Consider the following 15,506-nt stretch of genomic DNA (forward strand, 5'->3'; position numbering starts at 1 on the left):
CGTATCAAGGAAACGTTCTTCCGGATGCTGCGCAATCGCGAGTTCGATGCCGCCGAGCTTTCGATGTCATCGTATTGCGTGACTCTGGGCCGGGACAATCCAGACTTTATCGCCATCCCGGTGTTCCCGTCACGTTTCTTCCGTCATTCCTGCATCTTCGTGTCGGCCAAGAGCGGCATCGAAAAACCGTCCGACCTTGTCGGCAAGCGCATCGGCGTCCCGGAATATCAGATGACCGCGCCGGTCTGGATCCGCGGTATCCTGCAGGACGAATATGGCATCGACCCGGCGTCGGTCACTTATGTCACGGGCGGCGAGGAAGAGCCGGGCCGTGAGGAAAAGCTCAAACTCAATCTGCCGGACAAGTTCAAGGTTGAGCCGATCGGGCCAAACCAGACGCTGACCCGGATGTTGGCTGATGGCGAGATCGACGCGCTGCACACCGCGCGTGCTCCATCGACCTTCTATTCGGAACCGCACAATGTGCGGCGCCTGTTCCCGGACTTCGTCCAGGTCGAGAAAGCCTATTTCGGCAAGACGAATATCTTCCCGATCATGCACGTCGTTGCCATTCGCCGCGACATTTACGAGAAGAACCGCTGGATCGCACAGGCGCTCTACAAGGCGTTCGTCCAGGCGCAGCAGCTAACCTACGAACAGCTGCGCGTCTCAGCCTCGCTCAAGACGATGCTGCCCTGGCAAATTGCCGCGGTCGAGGAAACGATCGCGACGTTGGGCGATCAGTGGTGGCCTTACGGAATCGAGAAGAACCGCCACGTACTCGAGACCTTCACGCGCTATCATCATGAGCAGGGTCTGTCGCCGCGCCAGCTGACGATCGAGGACATGTTCGCGCCGGAGACGTTCGCGGAGTTCAAGATCTGACGTGATGCAATCCGGGAAATGACGGGGCGGAGCATAAGCGGTGCGGGAGCAGCGTGGTTGTCGATGCTCCGTCTTTGCCGGGCTGCCGCAGGATACCCGGCGAGCGGCCGCTGACCGGTTGCGCCCTGTCAGTCCTCGGCGGGGGTGTTCGGGATAGAATCGAATTCGGCGGCGAGATTGGCTGACATGCGCGAAAGCACGTCGACGCACGTCGCAACCTCGGCCGGATCGATCCCGGCGACGGCGATGCGGTTAATGTCGATCGCATATTGCATGAGCTCCGCTTCCAGGGCTTTGCCTCGTTGGGTCAGCGTAACGCTCAACTTGCGGCGATCAACCTTGTCGCGGGTGCGCTCTACAAGCCCGTGCTGCATCATGTTGTTGATTATCGACACAGTCGTGTTTTCTGTGACGTTGGTCATGTCGCTCAGATATTTCTGGGTGACGCCGTCGCGGATCCACAGCACACGAAGGTAATACCAGAAGCCCGTCTTTAGATCGTGCTTCGCCAGCATCGCATTGAGCAGGCGATCGAACCGCCGATGGCAGCGCCGGACCTGATAACCAAGGCTCCATTCCGGATTGAGCTGGGCGGGCCTGTTGGACAAATGCACTCTCCCTGGGGCGTGTCGCCATGTTCGCCCTCCCAATGAGGCAGGGGCAACGGCTTTGATGGTGCACCTGCCCGCCAACGTCCAGTTGGATACTGACGGCAGACTGGGCCTTGCCACGCTCTGCATCGGCGTCGGCATGGGCCTTGCGCTCGCGGTCGAACGGGTCTGAATCGTGCTTCGGTGACACCCTATCTATTCCACGCGGATTGAGCGTGGGTTCTCCGGCCCTTTGAATCCCGCCCGAACTAGGGTGGCCCTCGTGCCCTTACGTCGGTTGAATATATGGCAGTCACGACCATCAAGGCCGCCGAACGAACGCCGGAATCTCGCCCTCGACCCGGATGAGAAACCGCGGGACCGTCAAGTCATAATCCATTAACAAGTCAACCGACCCACGCGGCTGGGGCGGTTGCCAAGAAGGAATGCACGCTGGTTTCGACATTCAACAGGCCCGATGGTTCGGGTCATGCAGGGCCGATTTCGATGAGCGGAGATAGCGGGGAAATCAACCTGCCGTTCGACCTGAGTATCGGATATCAAATCCGACTCACGCATCGACTTATGCAAAAGCTGCTACAGCTGAAGATCGAGCAGTTCGGCGTCACCCTGGGCATGTGGTACTTCTTGCGCGTCCTGTGGGACCAGGACGGCTTAACCCAGAAGGAACTGTCCGACCTTGTTGGAACGATGGAGCCGACCACGCTTTCGGCGATCGCTTCCATGGAGCAACGGGGAATCGTTGCCCGGGTCCGCAACGCGGCGGACAAGCGGAAGATCAACATCTTCCTCACCCCTTACGGTCACGAGCTGAAAAGGAAGCTTCTGCCCATTGGCATCGAAGTTGGGGATATCGCTAAGACCGGCATTTCGCGCCGCGAAGCGGATCTCCAGATCGCCCTATTGGGCGAGCTGCAGACCAATCTAGAAGCTGCGATTCGGAGCCTCTCCCCCGAGGAGCCCGACGCGAAGCCGGGTCGGCGGCGCCGAGAGGACCGAGGGGTCGCCGGCATCACTCATGAGGCAGGCGACTGATGCGATAGTGGGTGTCCTCGCCACCATGGATGCCCCACATCAATGTTGCGCGCCGATACTTACATCACTAATGGTTAGATAACTAAGGAACTGCACGGTGGCGGTCTGCGACGTGAAGGTTGCGTGGAGAGGTGTGCTGATGGTCAGGCCTTGCCTCCGACCGAATCGTCGTCGCTCTCCACCGCGCGGTTGATGACTGCAATCGCTTAGGTGCGGGCCGCGTCCGGTCTGCGAGAGTATCGGGAGAGTTTGAACTTATGAGTTCATCAGCCTTTAAAGGCGCGGATGTGTCCGATCGCCTGGATCGCGCGATAGACAATGCTCTCGCCGACAATCGTTTGGTGGGAACGGTCGTGATCGTCGCCCGGGGCGGCAAGATCGCCTATCGCCGCGCGGCGGGATTTGCAGACCGTGAATCGCAAAAGCCGATGCAAACGGATAGCATTTTCCGATTTGCATCGGTGACCAAACCCTTTGTCACCGCCGCCGTGATGCGCCTGATCGAGGATGGTGTTGTGAGGCTGGACGATCCAGTGACGCGCTTCCTGCCCGACTTTCAGCCGCGCCTGTCCGATGGATCGGTTCCGGTCATCTCGATCCGCCATCTGCTCACGCACACATCGGGGCTCGGCTATCCGTTTCAGGAAGGGAGCGATGGCCATTATCGTCGCCTCGACGTCTCCGACGGGTTGGATCAACCGGGATTGTCGCTATCCGAGAATCTTCGGCGCCTGGCTGCCGCCCCGCTTACCGCCGCACCGGGGTCGGGTTTTCGCTATTCCCTTGGCATGGATGTGATGGGAGGGGTGGTTGAGAGCGTTACCGGTGGTTCGCTACGCGATGCTGTGCGCAAACTGGTCACGGATCCGCTGGGTATCGTCGATACCGGCTTTGCCGTTGCGGATGTTGAGCGGCTCGCGACGAATTACTTCAACAGCGAATCCGTTCCCGTCCGCATCACGGACGGCATGGTAGTGCCTCTGGATGCCTTCAACGGGTCGCTAACGTTCGCGCCGAGCCGTATCCTGGATCCAAACTCCTATCCGTCAGGCGGGGGTGGGATGGTGGGGACTGCGGGCGACGTCCTGCACTTTCTGGAAACCATCCGGCTCGGGGGTGGTCCGATCCTGAAGCCTGAAACAGTCGAGATGATGGCGACCGATCAGCTCGGACCTCAGGCTGCGGCCTGGGGGCCGGGTTGGGGCTTCGGCTTCGGCTGGGCAGTGCTTGCAGATCCGCACGCCGTCCCGTCGCCGCAGTCTCCCGGAACGCTTCACTGGACCGGCGGATACGGCAATAGCTGGTTCATCGATCGTGCAAACGCGCTGACGGTCGTGGCCATGACCAACACGGCCTTTGAGGGTATGTCGGGGAAGTTCGTGTCCGACATCCGGGACGCCGTCTACAACTGATCCCCGCAAGGAATCCGCGACCGGCCGGCGTAAGCCGGCCGCGCCGCAGCGAAAATGCGGAGGCGCCGCGTCGATCGCGGCGGCCAGATCACAAATCGTTGCGGTGGCTCCAGTCGATGATCCCGTCGATACAAGCGCTGATATGTTCGGGCTGGCCCTGGTAGAAATGGGTCGCGCCCTTGATGCTCACAAATTCCTTGTTCGCAACGGTGAGCGCGTTGTGAATGATCGGATTATGGCTCGCGGGAACCGCGTCGTCCGCTTCATTCTCGATCTGCAGCACAGGGGTCCGATGGATCTTTGTCGCGTTAACGGCAGCCTTGGAGTTGGATAGGTCGTAGGACCATTGCGACAGCCACGAGCGCAGGGTTGAGAATCGCGCCAAACCAGCGGGTCCCACGTTCACCGTGCGTGGATTGCCAAGATAGGATGCCCCCGGCGCGCGTCCATTGGGGTCGATCGTCGGATCAATCCAGCGCACGTCGCACATCGTGCGGTGCGTGACGAAGGCGCGTTCGGTTTCGCCGTCGTTGCGACGACGGAGCGTGGCAAGCATTTCCTCGGCCCAGGCGGTAATTCTGCGATTGCGGGCCCGCTGCCTCTCGCGGAAGGCGGCGATGAAGTCAGCGGTGAATGGTGGTTTGTTCGGGCAGTCCGGACTATAGATATCGAATTCGAGATCGCGCGTGTCCGGGTCGAATTCGTCGATGACGGAGGGGTCAAGCCATTCGGTCAGCACTTCCGCCCGGCTGAGGTGGGCGGCGATGAGGACTATTCCGTCAACCCGCTGCAGCCGCGCTGCTGTCAGGTCATAAAGGTCGCCGGCGGGCGTGTGGGTGATTGTCGGATGTTCAGACTGGGCCGCATAAAACAGCGATAGCGAGCCGCCGCCCGACCATCCCACCAGGATCACCTTTTCATAACCCAGCGACTCGCGCGCGTGGCGCACCCACTGGCCCATGTCGTAGGCGACCTTTTCCATAATCAGCGCACTATCGTTTCTCGGGTAGCGACTCGACGCGCAAAGTACGTGCAACCCCGCATCGGCAAGCGCCTCAGGCATTGGGAGCAGCTGGACCGTGGCTGTGGGGTGCATGAACAAATAGACCGCCTTAGATGGCCGCGCTCTCTGCCGGAACAGCTGGCCTTCCAGCTCGGTCGTGCCCTCGGCGCCCGCAAAACTGTAGGTCTCCGTCATCCCCGGTTGATCGCGGAAGCGAACGATTTCGGGAAGGCGATCCCATAGCGCCTTTGTCGGCAATCCTCTCTCCATGGCCATATCCTTAGTTATCCAACTATAATTGCGTATTACCGTACTCCAGTCAAGGGAAGGGCTTCCCATGCGAAGGGGCGCGCACTGAGCAACCATCCCCTCCCCTGTTTGCCCAAATAGGTAGCGGTTTTCCGTTGTCCTCGGTCACGATAGGTACGTTTTTAGGGCGGTACAGCCTATAGAGCACCTCCGACGGGACCGTCGCTATGGGCCGGAGCGACGCTGCTGGCCGGGTGCCCTGAATATGGCTTGCGTCGCGTTTCCTTTCATATATTACTTAGGTCTCTAATCATTTTTGAAAAGCCGGCTTGCGAGCACGTCCACAGAAGGCGGCCGCCCGGAAGGAGAGGGATGAAAATATGAGACTAACTGCTCTCGCGCCGGTCACGCTTGCGACACTGCTGACCTTGTCCCAAGGCGCATACGCTCAATCACAGACCGCCCAACCAGCTCCGACGCCGCCTTCTGACGCCCCCGCGGCGCAAGACCCAAACGCTGAGGGCGACATCATCGTGACGGCGCAGAAGAAGTCGGAAAATCTTCGCGACGTCCCGATCGCGATCAGCGCGATCAAGGGACAGGATCTCACCGCCCGCGGCTTCACAACGTCGATGGATCTTCCAGATCTTGTTCCAGGTGTGCGCTCAACTACCCCGGGTGGCGGTGCTTATGTCACGACGATCATCCGTGGGGTCGGCCAGCAAGATATCGCGCGTCACCAGGAAGCACCGGTCGCCACCTATGTGGACGGAGCGTATGTCGGCCTCACGTCCGCGCTGACTCAGCCGGTTTTCGACGTCGACCGTGTCGAGGTTCTCAAGGGGCCGCAAGGAACACTGTTCGGGCGCAATGCGACGGGTGGCCTTGTCCAATATATTACCCGAGCACCCAGCCAAGAGTTCGAGGCTTATGTCACGACCGAATATGGGAGCTACGACAAGTTCATGACGGAAGGGGCCGTCGGCGGCAGCCTTGGCGGTGACTGGTCAGGCCGTATCGCATATCATGCCGAAAAGGGTGGCGCATACATCCGCAATCCGATCGGGCCAGACCATAACGGCACAGATGTTCAAGCTGTCCGTGCGCAACTCCAGTATAAGCCCAGTAGCGATTTCCGGGCCCTGCTCAGCGTATATGCAGACCGTTTTCCGGACCAACCCGGCCCTGTCGCGAGCACGACGCGCGCGTTTATCGGGGCGAACGGTAAGCCGGTCGGCGTCACGCCCGGCAATTTTGCCGCGTATCAGAATTTCTGCCGCACGACAGTTGGGACAGTTCCGACCACTTATTCTCCACTCGGTGACTGCGCGGCATCACTGAAGAGCCCTTACAATGTGCCAACCGCCAACTACCTAAAAGTCAACGGAAAATATCTTAACGCCACCGCGACAATCGATTGGACGATTGGGTCCGGAATCAAGCTGACGTCGATCTCAAACTATCAGTACTCCGATCAACTCTACAACACCCAGCTTGCGAGCGGATTCCCGACAGCTATTGTTAATGCAAGCGATTCTGGGAGCCGCCAATATTCCGAAGAGATCAGACTCTCCGGAAAGGTAAGTAATGTTGACTGGGTCGCCGGTCTTTATGGGTTGTGGATCAACAACCATACCGGCGCAAATGTTAATCTAAACGATATACCGTTCTATGGAATCAATCTCAATGCGGCCCTGCATCTGAGAACCACGTCTTACGCTGGATTTGCGGAAGCCACCTACCACTTTAGCCCCAAGTTCAGTGTTATTGTCGGCGGCCGCGTAACCAGTGACCAGAAGCGTGGTGTCAATCAGTCCTCCTGCACGACCAATCCTACGATCCCGGTCAATATTTGCGCAGTGATCGCAGGGGCGTCGCCGGTTCCGCTCGTGCAGTTCGTCGGATTCGACAAGTCAATATCAACGACATCCTGGTCAGGACGCATCGTTGCTCAATATAAACTCGATGAAAATGTCAATGTCTACGCTGGCGTAAACAGGGGCACAAAGGCAGGTGGGTTCAATACCGGTGCAAACGAGCTTTATCCCGTTTCCGTAGCCGAGTTCAAACCTGAGACGCTTGTGAACTATGAGGCCGGTGTTAAATCGAGAATGCTCAACGGAGTGCTCGATTTCAACGGTTCGATTTTCTATTACGATTACAAGAATCTACAAACCTTCTCGACCCAAAACTTGGCGCTCTACGTCTTTAACGTCGACGCATGGGTAAGGGGTGCCGAGTTCGACATGGTTATCCGCCCGATGCGCGGACTTAATTTTTCCGCATCCGCCAGTTATCTCGATTCAAAGGCCAAAAATGTTCCGGTTGGTGCGGGGTTTGCCGACTTTGTGCTCCCGAACGCGCCGAAATTCAGCTCGAACGTCTCGGCCCGCTACGAGTTCGACCTCGGCCCGGGCAAGGCTTCGATTTTCGGAAGCTACGCGAGGGTTGGCCGGCGGAGTACCTCGGCGGTTGATTACGCGATCGAAAATACACCTGCCTACAACAAAGTGGATTTCAGGCTCGGATACGAGCTTGATCGCGTCTCATTTGCTTTCAACATCCGAAATTTGACGAATGCACTTATCTATAATTCCGGTGTTCCTTCTGAGACTATAACTGGATCGGTGTTCAATTCAGTTCTTGCGCCAAGAACTTTTTCAGGATCCATATCTCTTAGATTGTGATCGATCTTCAATTGATCCCAATGGCGTCTGCGGATGATGGCGACTATGCTGCTAGAGGTTTGGTGTAGGCTCCTGGCGGTGCATTATTCACCTTGGTCTGGAAGGAGCCGATATAGGCGATATTGCCTACCCAAGCGTCACAATGACCGCGGCGGCACCCGCAATTTCGGCTGCGGGGCGCAAACCCGGGACCAAGCACGAGTTCAAGGCACCACTTTTTCTCAACCAAGGGGGTATGTCGAGTGCTTGCAGACTATCTAGTCGCCATGTTTCCGGCGGTGAGGTCGAACCGATGACCGAGCGCGCGGATGTAGTCATTGTGGGCGCCGGGCATGGTGGTGGACAGACGGCGATCGCCCTGCGGCAAGCGAAGTTTGCGGGGACGATTGCGCTGGTCGGCGACGAGCCAGAACTGCCCTATGAACGGCCGCCGTTGTCCAAGGACTATCTTGCCGGCGACAAAAGCTTCGAACGCATCATGATCCGGCCGGCCGCCTTCTGGTCGGAACGCGAGATAACAATGCTGACCGGCCGCCGCGTGGTCATGGTCGATCCGACGGATAAAACCGTGGCCTTCGCCGATGGTGGCTCGCTCGGTTATGGCACGCTGGTGTGGGCGACCGGAGGCAGCCCGCGTAAGCTAACCTGCGCAGGGAATGACCTTGCCGGTGTCCATTCCGTGCGGTCGCGTGCCGATGTCGACCGGATGATCGCCGAACTGCCGGACGTTCGCCGCGTCGTGGTCATCGGCGGCGGCTATATCGGGCTCGAAGCGGCGGCGGTGCTGAGCAAGTTCGGCAAGCACGTCACCGTGCTCGAAGCGTTGGACCGCGTGCTTGCCCGCGTCGCCGGTGAACCACTGTCACGTTTCTATGAAGCCGAACATCGCGCGCACGGTGTCGACTTGCGTACCGGCGTCGCGATCGACTGTATCCTGGGTGAGGGCGGCAGGGCGACGGGTGTCCGCCTTGCCGATGGATCGGTCCTCGCCGTCGAGATGGTGATCGTCGGCATCGGGATTATTCCAGCGGTCGAGCCGCTAATTGCGGCGGGTGCCGAGGGCGGCAATGGTGTGCTGGTAGACGCACAGGGGCGCACGAGTCTGCCCGATATTTTCGCGCTCGGCGATTGTGCGGCCCACGCTAACCGTTTTGCCGATGGCGCGACGATCCGGCTTGAATCGGTTCAGAACGCCAATGATCAGGCTAGTGTCGTTGCCCGGACGATCACTGGCGATGCCGCGCATTATGATTCGGTGCCCTGGTTCTGGTCGAACCAATATGATCTTCGCCTGCAGACCATCGGCCTGTCGATCGGTCACGACACCGCGCTGTTGCGAGGCAATCCCGCAACGCGCAGTTTTTCGCTGATCTACCTCAAGCAAGGCCGAGTGATTGCGCTCGACTGTGTCAATGCCGCCAAAGATTTTGTCCAGGGCCGGAAGCTTGTGATCGACGGGCTTTCACCCAAACCCGACAGGCTGACCGACCCCTCCATCCCGCTGAAGGAGCTGATCGCCTGATATCGAGTTCCAGTGGTACTGGGATAACGGATCCACGTGATTGCGGGGTTGCGGGGTTGCGGGGTTGCGGACGGGACCGGGAAAACCCCCGGAGATGCCGGAATCTTTGAGTCCTCGATGAGGGAGACTTCGGAGCGGAGCTTGCCGAGAAGGCTGCTGGCATGTTCGCCCGCATCGACGTGGCCAAGTTACTCGGCGCGACACTGGCGGCCGTCCACAAGCGGCGCCAGTGCGGCCGGACCCTACTTGTAAGGGCTCGCGATCGTTGCGGTCTCAGCTCGCAATTGGAGCAGTTTGTTGCTCGAAATAGCCGACAGTAGAGGCCGGCCCCTGCCCACCCTCGGATGAAGGAAGTAGATCGGCATTGATCACGTCAGCATGGTTGAGCGCCATGCCATGCGAATAGCCCCTGTAGAGCCTCAGCGTGGGTTTCTTCACCAGCTTGGCTGACAGCAAGTTGGCCCAGTCGGCCCCAAGCTGCGATTTTGGCCAAGTCGGAGAACGTTTTGGGAACGTGGCATTCGGTATTGACGATGGAAATCATAGAAGAGGACAGTTCGCTCCATCATAGGGAGTGGGTTGATGGATCGGAGTATTCCGGGCGGGGATTTGATCGGACGATGGAGCCTGAGCTTTGCCGATATTGATTTTGTAAATTCGAAGCCGGCCCTGACGCGCCTTGGCCTCGCCGCGCAGCTGAAATTCTTCGCTTCCCTGGGGTTTTTCGCGATCGATCCCGGCTCAATCCCTACCGATGGCCTCTCGTATCTGGCCGAGCAACTCGGTGTCGAGGCTGGCGAGATAGCCGGTTATGACTTTTCCAGTCGGACAGCACGACGGCATTGTGCGGAGATCCTGATCCATCTTGGATATCACCGCATGAAGCGGGTGGATCGCGCGCAATTGACGGAATGGATTGCTGGCGAGCTGTGCCCGGGCGGCCAGTCGATCAATGCCATGCTTGAGCATGTTTTCCTGTGGTGCCGGGACCGGCGTATTTATGGGCCGTCGCGCAAGGAGCTTGAACGTGTCGTTCGCTCACAACGGCAAGATTATCTGGACACCTGGCTGATCGGAACCAGTGATCGGCTTTCGTCAGATGCGGTGGCGTTATTGGAAGCCTCGCTTGCCGATCCGGACAGCTCGACCGGATTCAACAGGATGAAGGGTGACGCCGGACAGGCAACGCTCGACAACATTCTCGACGTGACCGAGAAACTCGCCTTTATCCAGAGACTTGATCTTCCCCATGATCTCCTGACGGCTACGGGCAAGCCATGGGTCGATCAGATTGTTCGCCGCGTTGCCGGTGAAAAGGCCTCGGAGATGCGCCGGCATGCGCCGGCGCGACAGCTCGGCCTTTATGCGATTTATCTAATGTCGCGGGAGGCGCAACTCACTGACGCGATGATCGACCTGCTGATCGAAACCGTTCACAAGATCGGAACGCGCTCGAAACGCAAGGTGGTGGGCGATATCGCGAAAGACATCGAGCGGGTCTATGGAAAGGAGCGCCTGCTGGTCGAGATCGCCAGCGCTTCGATCAATGAACCATCGGGGCGCATCTGCGATGTCATTTTCCCGATCGCCGGTAAGGCCAAGCTGGCGGCGATCGTCAAGGAGAGCCATGCGAAGGGCGCTCTGGACCGGCGCATCTACAAGGTGATGCGTGGTTCCTGGGCCAATCATTACCGGCGCATGCTGCCAAGCCTGCTTTCCGTACTTGAGTTCCGGTCGAACAACGCGGTGTGGCGGCCGGTCCTGGCGGCCCTCGACTGGATCAGGAGCAAGGTGGATGGCGGATGCCGCTTCGTGCCATTGCAGGATGTTCCGATCGATGAGGTGATTCCAGCGCGATGGCGCAGTTCCGTCATTGATGACGATGGGCGGGTAAACCGGATCAGCTATGAGCTTTGCGTCCTGACGCAACTGCGCGACCGCATCCGCTCCAAAGAAATCTGGGTGGTCGGGGCGGATCGCTATCGCAATCCCGATGACGATCTTCCCAAGGACTTCGAGATCAGGCGAGATGCGTACTATTCCGGCCTCAGCCTGACGCCAGATGCGCAGGCGTTTTGCGCCTCGATCCGGGAGGAGCTTGAACGGGAACTGTTGCTCCTCAATGCCAATATTCCACAAAACGACAAGGTCCGGCTCCTGTGGCGCGGCGACAACCGGATATCGATTACACCGTTCAAGCCCTTGCCCGAACCGAAGGGTCTCGCTTCGATCAAAAGCGAGATCGGTCAGCGCTGGCCGATGACCGGACTGCTGGACGTGTTGAAAGAGGCTGCTCTGGACACGGGATTGATGGATGCTTTCGAAACGTCGGCCTCGCGGGTTACCCTGTCGAAAGCAGCCTTGGCTCAGCGTCTTTTGCTGTGTCTCTATGGCTTGGGCACGAACGCCGGGCTCAAGCGGGTCGCTGGCGCAACACCCGATGTCAGTTACGAGGAATTGCTGCATGTCCATCGCCGTTTCATCCACGCGCCAGCGCTGAGGGAGGCGTGCGCGCGGGTAGCAAACGCGACACTGGCAATCCGCAATGCCGCAGTATGGGGAGATGCGGGCACGGCATGCGCGTCCGATTCAACGAAGTTCGGCGCGTGGGACCGCAACCTGATGACGGAATGGCACGCCCGCTATGGCGGCCGTGGCGTCATGATCTACTGGCATGTGGAGAAGCGCGCGACCTGCGTTTATTCCCAGCTCAAGCGGTGCTCTTCCTCGGAGGTCGCCTCCATGATCGAAGGCGTGCTACGCCATTGCACCGACATGGAAATCCAGCGCCAGTACGTCGATAGCCACGGCCAGAGCGCAGTCGGCTTTGCGTTCTGCCGACTCCTTGGATTTGAGCTTGCCCCGCGGCTGAAAGCAGTGGCACGCCAGAAACTGGCCCTTCCCCAAGCCGGCATGCGCACGCGGCTTTCCAATTTACTGCCGATCCTCTCCAGCCCGATCGACTGGGACGAGATCGAGCAACAATATGACGAAATGGTCAAATATGCCGCTGCCATGCAATCGCGCACCGCCGATCCGGAAGCGATCCTGCTCCGGTTTGCCAGAGCCGAAGTGATGCACCCGACCTACAAGGCGCTGAGTGAACTCGGCCGCGCGGTCAAAACAATCTTCCTATGCCGGTATTTGCGTCAGGAGGCATTCCGCCGCGAGATCCACGAAGGGCTGAATGTGGTTGAGAACTGGAACGGCGCTAATGGTTTCGTGTTCTTCGGCAAGGGCGGCGAGATCGCCACCAACCGCATCCATGAGCAGGAAATCTCCGTTCTGGCGCTACACCTCCTGCAAGCGTCGCTGGTGTATGTGAACACCCGCATGCTTCAGACCGTACTGGTTGAGCCGAAGTGGGCGGGGCGGATGACGCCGGAAGATTATCGTGGTCTCACGCCGTTGATCTACAGTCATGTGAACCCTTATGGCCGCTTCGACCTCGACCTGAACGACCGGATTGATTTTGGACGGCTTGCAGCGTGAGGCGGCTGATCGGCCTATAACATTTGGGTACACCCCAGAGTGATAGGGCCGAGTGACACCATTCGTCTGTCACAAAAGGGTGGGTTTGCGCTCAATGTGACGATACACTGCAAGAGCCACCCTAATGTGACGGATTTTGCACTTGGCTCGTATCGGATATGCCCGCGTCAGCACCACGGACCAGGATCTGGATATCCAGATTGGCCGCCTCAAGAATGCAGGTTGCGAAATTATCCGTTCCGAGACCGGATCGGGGGCCTCGCGGAGCGGGCGCACGGAACTGGAAACGATCATGCAGTTTATGCACACCGGCGACGAGCTGGTCGTGCTGCGGCTCGACCGGCTCGGCCGCTCCACGCGCGATGTCCTGAACCTGGTGCATGAGCTTGATGAAAAGGGAGCTTCGCTGCGCATCCTTGAGCCAGAGGTGACGACGGCGGGCGACATGGGGCGAATGGTCATCACCATACTCGGCATGGTCGCCGATATGGAGCTGAAGTTCATCAAGGATCGTCAGCGCGCCGGGATCGAAGCGGCGCGCGCCGAAGGCGTTTACAAAGGCCGGAAGAAGAACGTCGATGACGATGAAATCCGCCGTCGCCTTGCCGCCGGCGCCAGCAAGGCCCGCGTTGCCCGCGACCTGAAGGTCTCACGAATGACCGTCTATCGGGCGCTCGACATTATTCCGTCACAGACCAAACTGCCGGAAAAGCCGCCCACTGCCAGCATCGCCCTGCATCTGATTATCGAGAACTTCAACAAGCGTGGAAGAGGTAGAAAACCCGCTCGGGAGCGGATTGAGGCGATGCTGGAACGCGACTACGCCATGGTAAAAAACGGCAATTGTGATTACAAACTGACCGTCGCCTATGACCCCGATCCGGATGGCATTTCCCTTGATGAGGAAATCCAAAGCCTCCTCTCCGAGATGTTCAACATCGCAGAGAGCTACAATTGCTCCATGGAAGCCGATATCTACGAGGTCGGTGGTCAGCAACGGTCCTGGTAGAATCAATCAAGCGTTCAGTGTTCGTTCTTCAACCTGGCCAAAATCGCAGCTTCGGGCCGACTGGGCCTAATAACTACCATGGCGTGATTGCTTCGCCGAAAATCGTGGCGGCAATAGGACAGTGTCGTGGCGTTAACTGCCATGTTTGCATGTGAACATGACGACATTGAGTTTAACTTCGGCCCAGGCTCCTTCCGATCAACCAAAGGTGGAAAACATGGGCCGCCACGAACGCGCCTCCAATAAAGATCAGGGACGGTAACAGCATCCCCTCCTGCCCCGGCCTCGGCGTTAGGGTCATCGCTGCAACATTGAACAGCCCCAGCACACAGATCGCAAGGAAGGGCGTGAAGCTGAGAGCTAGAACGCGAGGTGCGGACCAATTCACCAAATTGGAAAGCGGCTCTGATCGTGAAAGCCGCTATTGCATCGGCAGTTCCTTTCCTGCCGGAAACGGGCGTTTGCCCGGATGGACAATCCGATCATCACCAGTGCGAAGATGGCGGACACGATTAGCACGGCATGAGTTTTCCCCTAAGCTATATGTTTGCATGTGAACATGCTCACTTGCCTACAGGACTTTCCCCCATCTTTCGGAGCCAGTCGTTGAACGCCTCGGCCATCGCGTCCTGCAAGCTCATGCCGTGCTTGCGGGCGGTCATGTGCATGGCGAACGACATTTCCGGGCTGAAATAGCCCGTCATCGCCTTCTTGCCCTGACGGCTCGGCGCAACCGGGCTGCTGCTCGAACTGCTGCCGGTGCCTACGCCAGTGCTGCGGGCGGTCAGCGCGGCCGCCCTTCCCTCCGGCTCGGTCGACGCCGGCGTTGGTGCGGGATCGCGATCCCGCAATGCAAGCAATGATCCCTTCCGGCTCATGCGCTGGCCCTCCGCTTCGTTGATGCTTGCATGTTTACATGCTCGCATGTCCACTTGTAAAGCTGGCGCACCTCGTCTGCCGCCTTGCCGTCCGGCTCGATCTCCATCGCGGTTTTCCCCTCGGCCGCCGCGTGACGGAACGCGGCACGATCCGCAACACGGTGCGGGCAGGCGTCCAGCCCATAATCCTGCACAAGCTGCGTCGCTTCCTCATACATGCGCGGCGCGGTCGGGCTTCCCGCCGTGAAGATCACGAAAGCGGGCTTGCCGCGCATCTTCACAAGGCTGGCGGTCGTCTTGATCGCGGCCAGGTCGAACGCGCTCGGCCGACATGGGATCAGCACCAGGTCGGCCGCCTCGACGGCGGCGCTGGCGGCGCTGTCGGCATGGGGCGGGGTGTCGATCACGATGAACGCTGCGCCTTGCGCCCTCGCCTGCTCGATCTTGGCGGCAAGGCGAGGGGGGGCGCTGTCGATCACGACCGGGGGCGCATCCTTGCGCCACGCCGCCCACTGGCTCGCTGTCGCCTGCGGGTCGAGGTCGATCACCAGCGCGGTATGGCCAGCATCCTCGGCGGCGGCGGCCAGATGCAGGGCGAGGGTGGTTTTCCCCGCACCACCCTTCTGGCTGATAATGGCGATTGTTGGCATGTGAATATCCTTACATGACCGCATGTTTGCATGTGGGCATAGTGCAAGCCGTGCCTGAATGAAAGGGGCAGGG

11 protein-coding genes are annotated in these 15,506 nt (G+C 59.2%); 7 read left to right on the forward strand and 4 right to left on the reverse strand.

The window, feature by feature from the left end; translation table 11 throughout:
* The first annotated feature begins 24 nt into the window (after positions 1 to 24).
* Entirely contained in the window at positions 25 to 885 is an 861-nt protein-coding gene (locus tag ACNHGR_RS00005; protein ID WP_335681270.1) for an ABC transporter substrate-binding protein, read from the forward strand.
* Positions 886 to 1,013: 128 nt separating this feature from the next.
* Here ACNHGR_RS00005 and ACNHGR_RS00010 read toward each other — a convergent pair whose 3' ends face one another.
* The gene (locus tag ACNHGR_RS00010; RefSeq protein WP_062347432.1) at positions 1,014 to 1,493 is read right to left on the reverse strand and encodes a MarR family winged helix-turn-helix transcriptional regulator; all 480 of its coding nucleotides are present in this window, start codon (positions 1,491 to 1,493) and stop codon (positions 1,014 to 1,016) included.
* A gap of 489 nt (positions 1,494 to 1,982) precedes the next feature.
* Between ACNHGR_RS00010 and ACNHGR_RS00015 the strand changes: the two genes are divergently transcribed.
* Both ACNHGR_RS00015 and ACNHGR_RS00020 read left to right on the forward strand, forming a co-directional pair.
* Positions 1,983 to 2,531 (forward strand): MarR family winged helix-turn-helix transcriptional regulator, encoded by a 549-nt coding sequence (locus tag ACNHGR_RS00015; RefSeq protein ID WP_052182396.1) that lies wholly within the window; start codon positions 1,983 to 1,985, stop codon positions 2,529 to 2,531.
* Between the two features lie 257 nt (positions 2,532 to 2,788).
* Positions 2,789 to 3,943 (forward strand): serine hydrolase domain-containing protein, encoded by a 1,155-nt coding sequence (locus ACNHGR_RS00020; RefSeq protein WP_130754871.1) that lies wholly within the window; start codon positions 2,789 to 2,791, stop codon positions 3,941 to 3,943.
* Positions 3,944 to 4,031: 88 nt separating this feature from the next.
* On the opposite strand, the gene ACNHGR_RS00025 is transcribed toward ACNHGR_RS00020, so the two are convergent.
* Positions 4,032 to 5,216 (reverse strand): alpha/beta fold hydrolase, encoded by a 1,185-nt coding sequence (locus ACNHGR_RS00025; protein ID WP_475283818.1) that lies wholly within the window; start codon positions 5,214 to 5,216, stop codon positions 4,032 to 4,034.
* A gap of 359 nt (positions 5,217 to 5,575) precedes the next feature.
* Between ACNHGR_RS00025 and ACNHGR_RS00030 the strand changes: the two genes are divergently transcribed.
* From ACNHGR_RS00030 to ACNHGR_RS00045, 4 genes are all read left to right on the forward strand, one after another.
* The gene (locus ACNHGR_RS00030) at positions 5,576 to 7,882 is read left to right on the forward strand and encodes a TonB-dependent receptor (RefSeq protein WP_458732837.1); all 2,307 of its coding nucleotides are present in this window, start codon (positions 5,576 to 5,578) and stop codon (positions 7,880 to 7,882) included.
* A gap of 292 nt (positions 7,883 to 8,174) precedes the next feature.
* On the forward strand, positions 8,175 to 9,404 hold the full coding sequence (locus ACNHGR_RS00035; RefSeq protein ID WP_069064527.1) for an NAD(P)/FAD-dependent oxidoreductase: 1,230 nt from the start codon (positions 8,175 to 8,177) through the stop codon (positions 9,402 to 9,404).
* A gap of 582 nt (positions 9,405 to 9,986) precedes the next feature.
* A complete protein-coding gene (locus ACNHGR_RS00040) occupies positions 9,987 to 12,896 on the forward strand; it encodes a Tn3 family transposase (RefSeq protein ID WP_048938210.1) in 2,910 nt (969 codons plus the stop codon).
* Between the two features lie 142 nt (positions 12,897 to 13,038).
* Positions 13,039 to 13,905, forward strand: coding sequence for a recombinase family protein (locus ACNHGR_RS00045; protein ID WP_006953933.1), 867 nt, complete (start codon positions 13,039 to 13,041; stop codon positions 13,903 to 13,905).
* A 563-nt stretch (positions 13,906 to 14,468) separates the two neighbouring features.
* Here ACNHGR_RS00045 and ACNHGR_RS00050 read toward each other — a convergent pair.
* Together ACNHGR_RS00050 and parA are read right to left on the reverse strand one after the other, a co-directional pair.
* On the reverse strand, positions 14,469 to 14,783 hold the full coding sequence (locus ACNHGR_RS00050; RefSeq protein WP_011950393.1) for a ribbon-helix-helix domain-containing protein: 315 nt from the start codon (positions 14,781 to 14,783) through the stop codon (positions 14,469 to 14,471).
* On the reverse strand, positions 14,780 to 15,433 hold the full coding sequence (gene parA / locus ACNHGR_RS00055) for a ParA family partition ATPase (protein ID WP_011950392.1): 654 nt from the start codon (positions 15,431 to 15,433) through the stop codon (positions 14,780 to 14,782). Before parA ends, ACNHGR_RS00050 begins: the two co-directional genes overlap by 4 nt.
* Positions 15,434 to 15,506: the final 73 nt, after the last annotated feature.

This window comes from Sphingobium sp. RS1 (assembly GCF_056156825.1).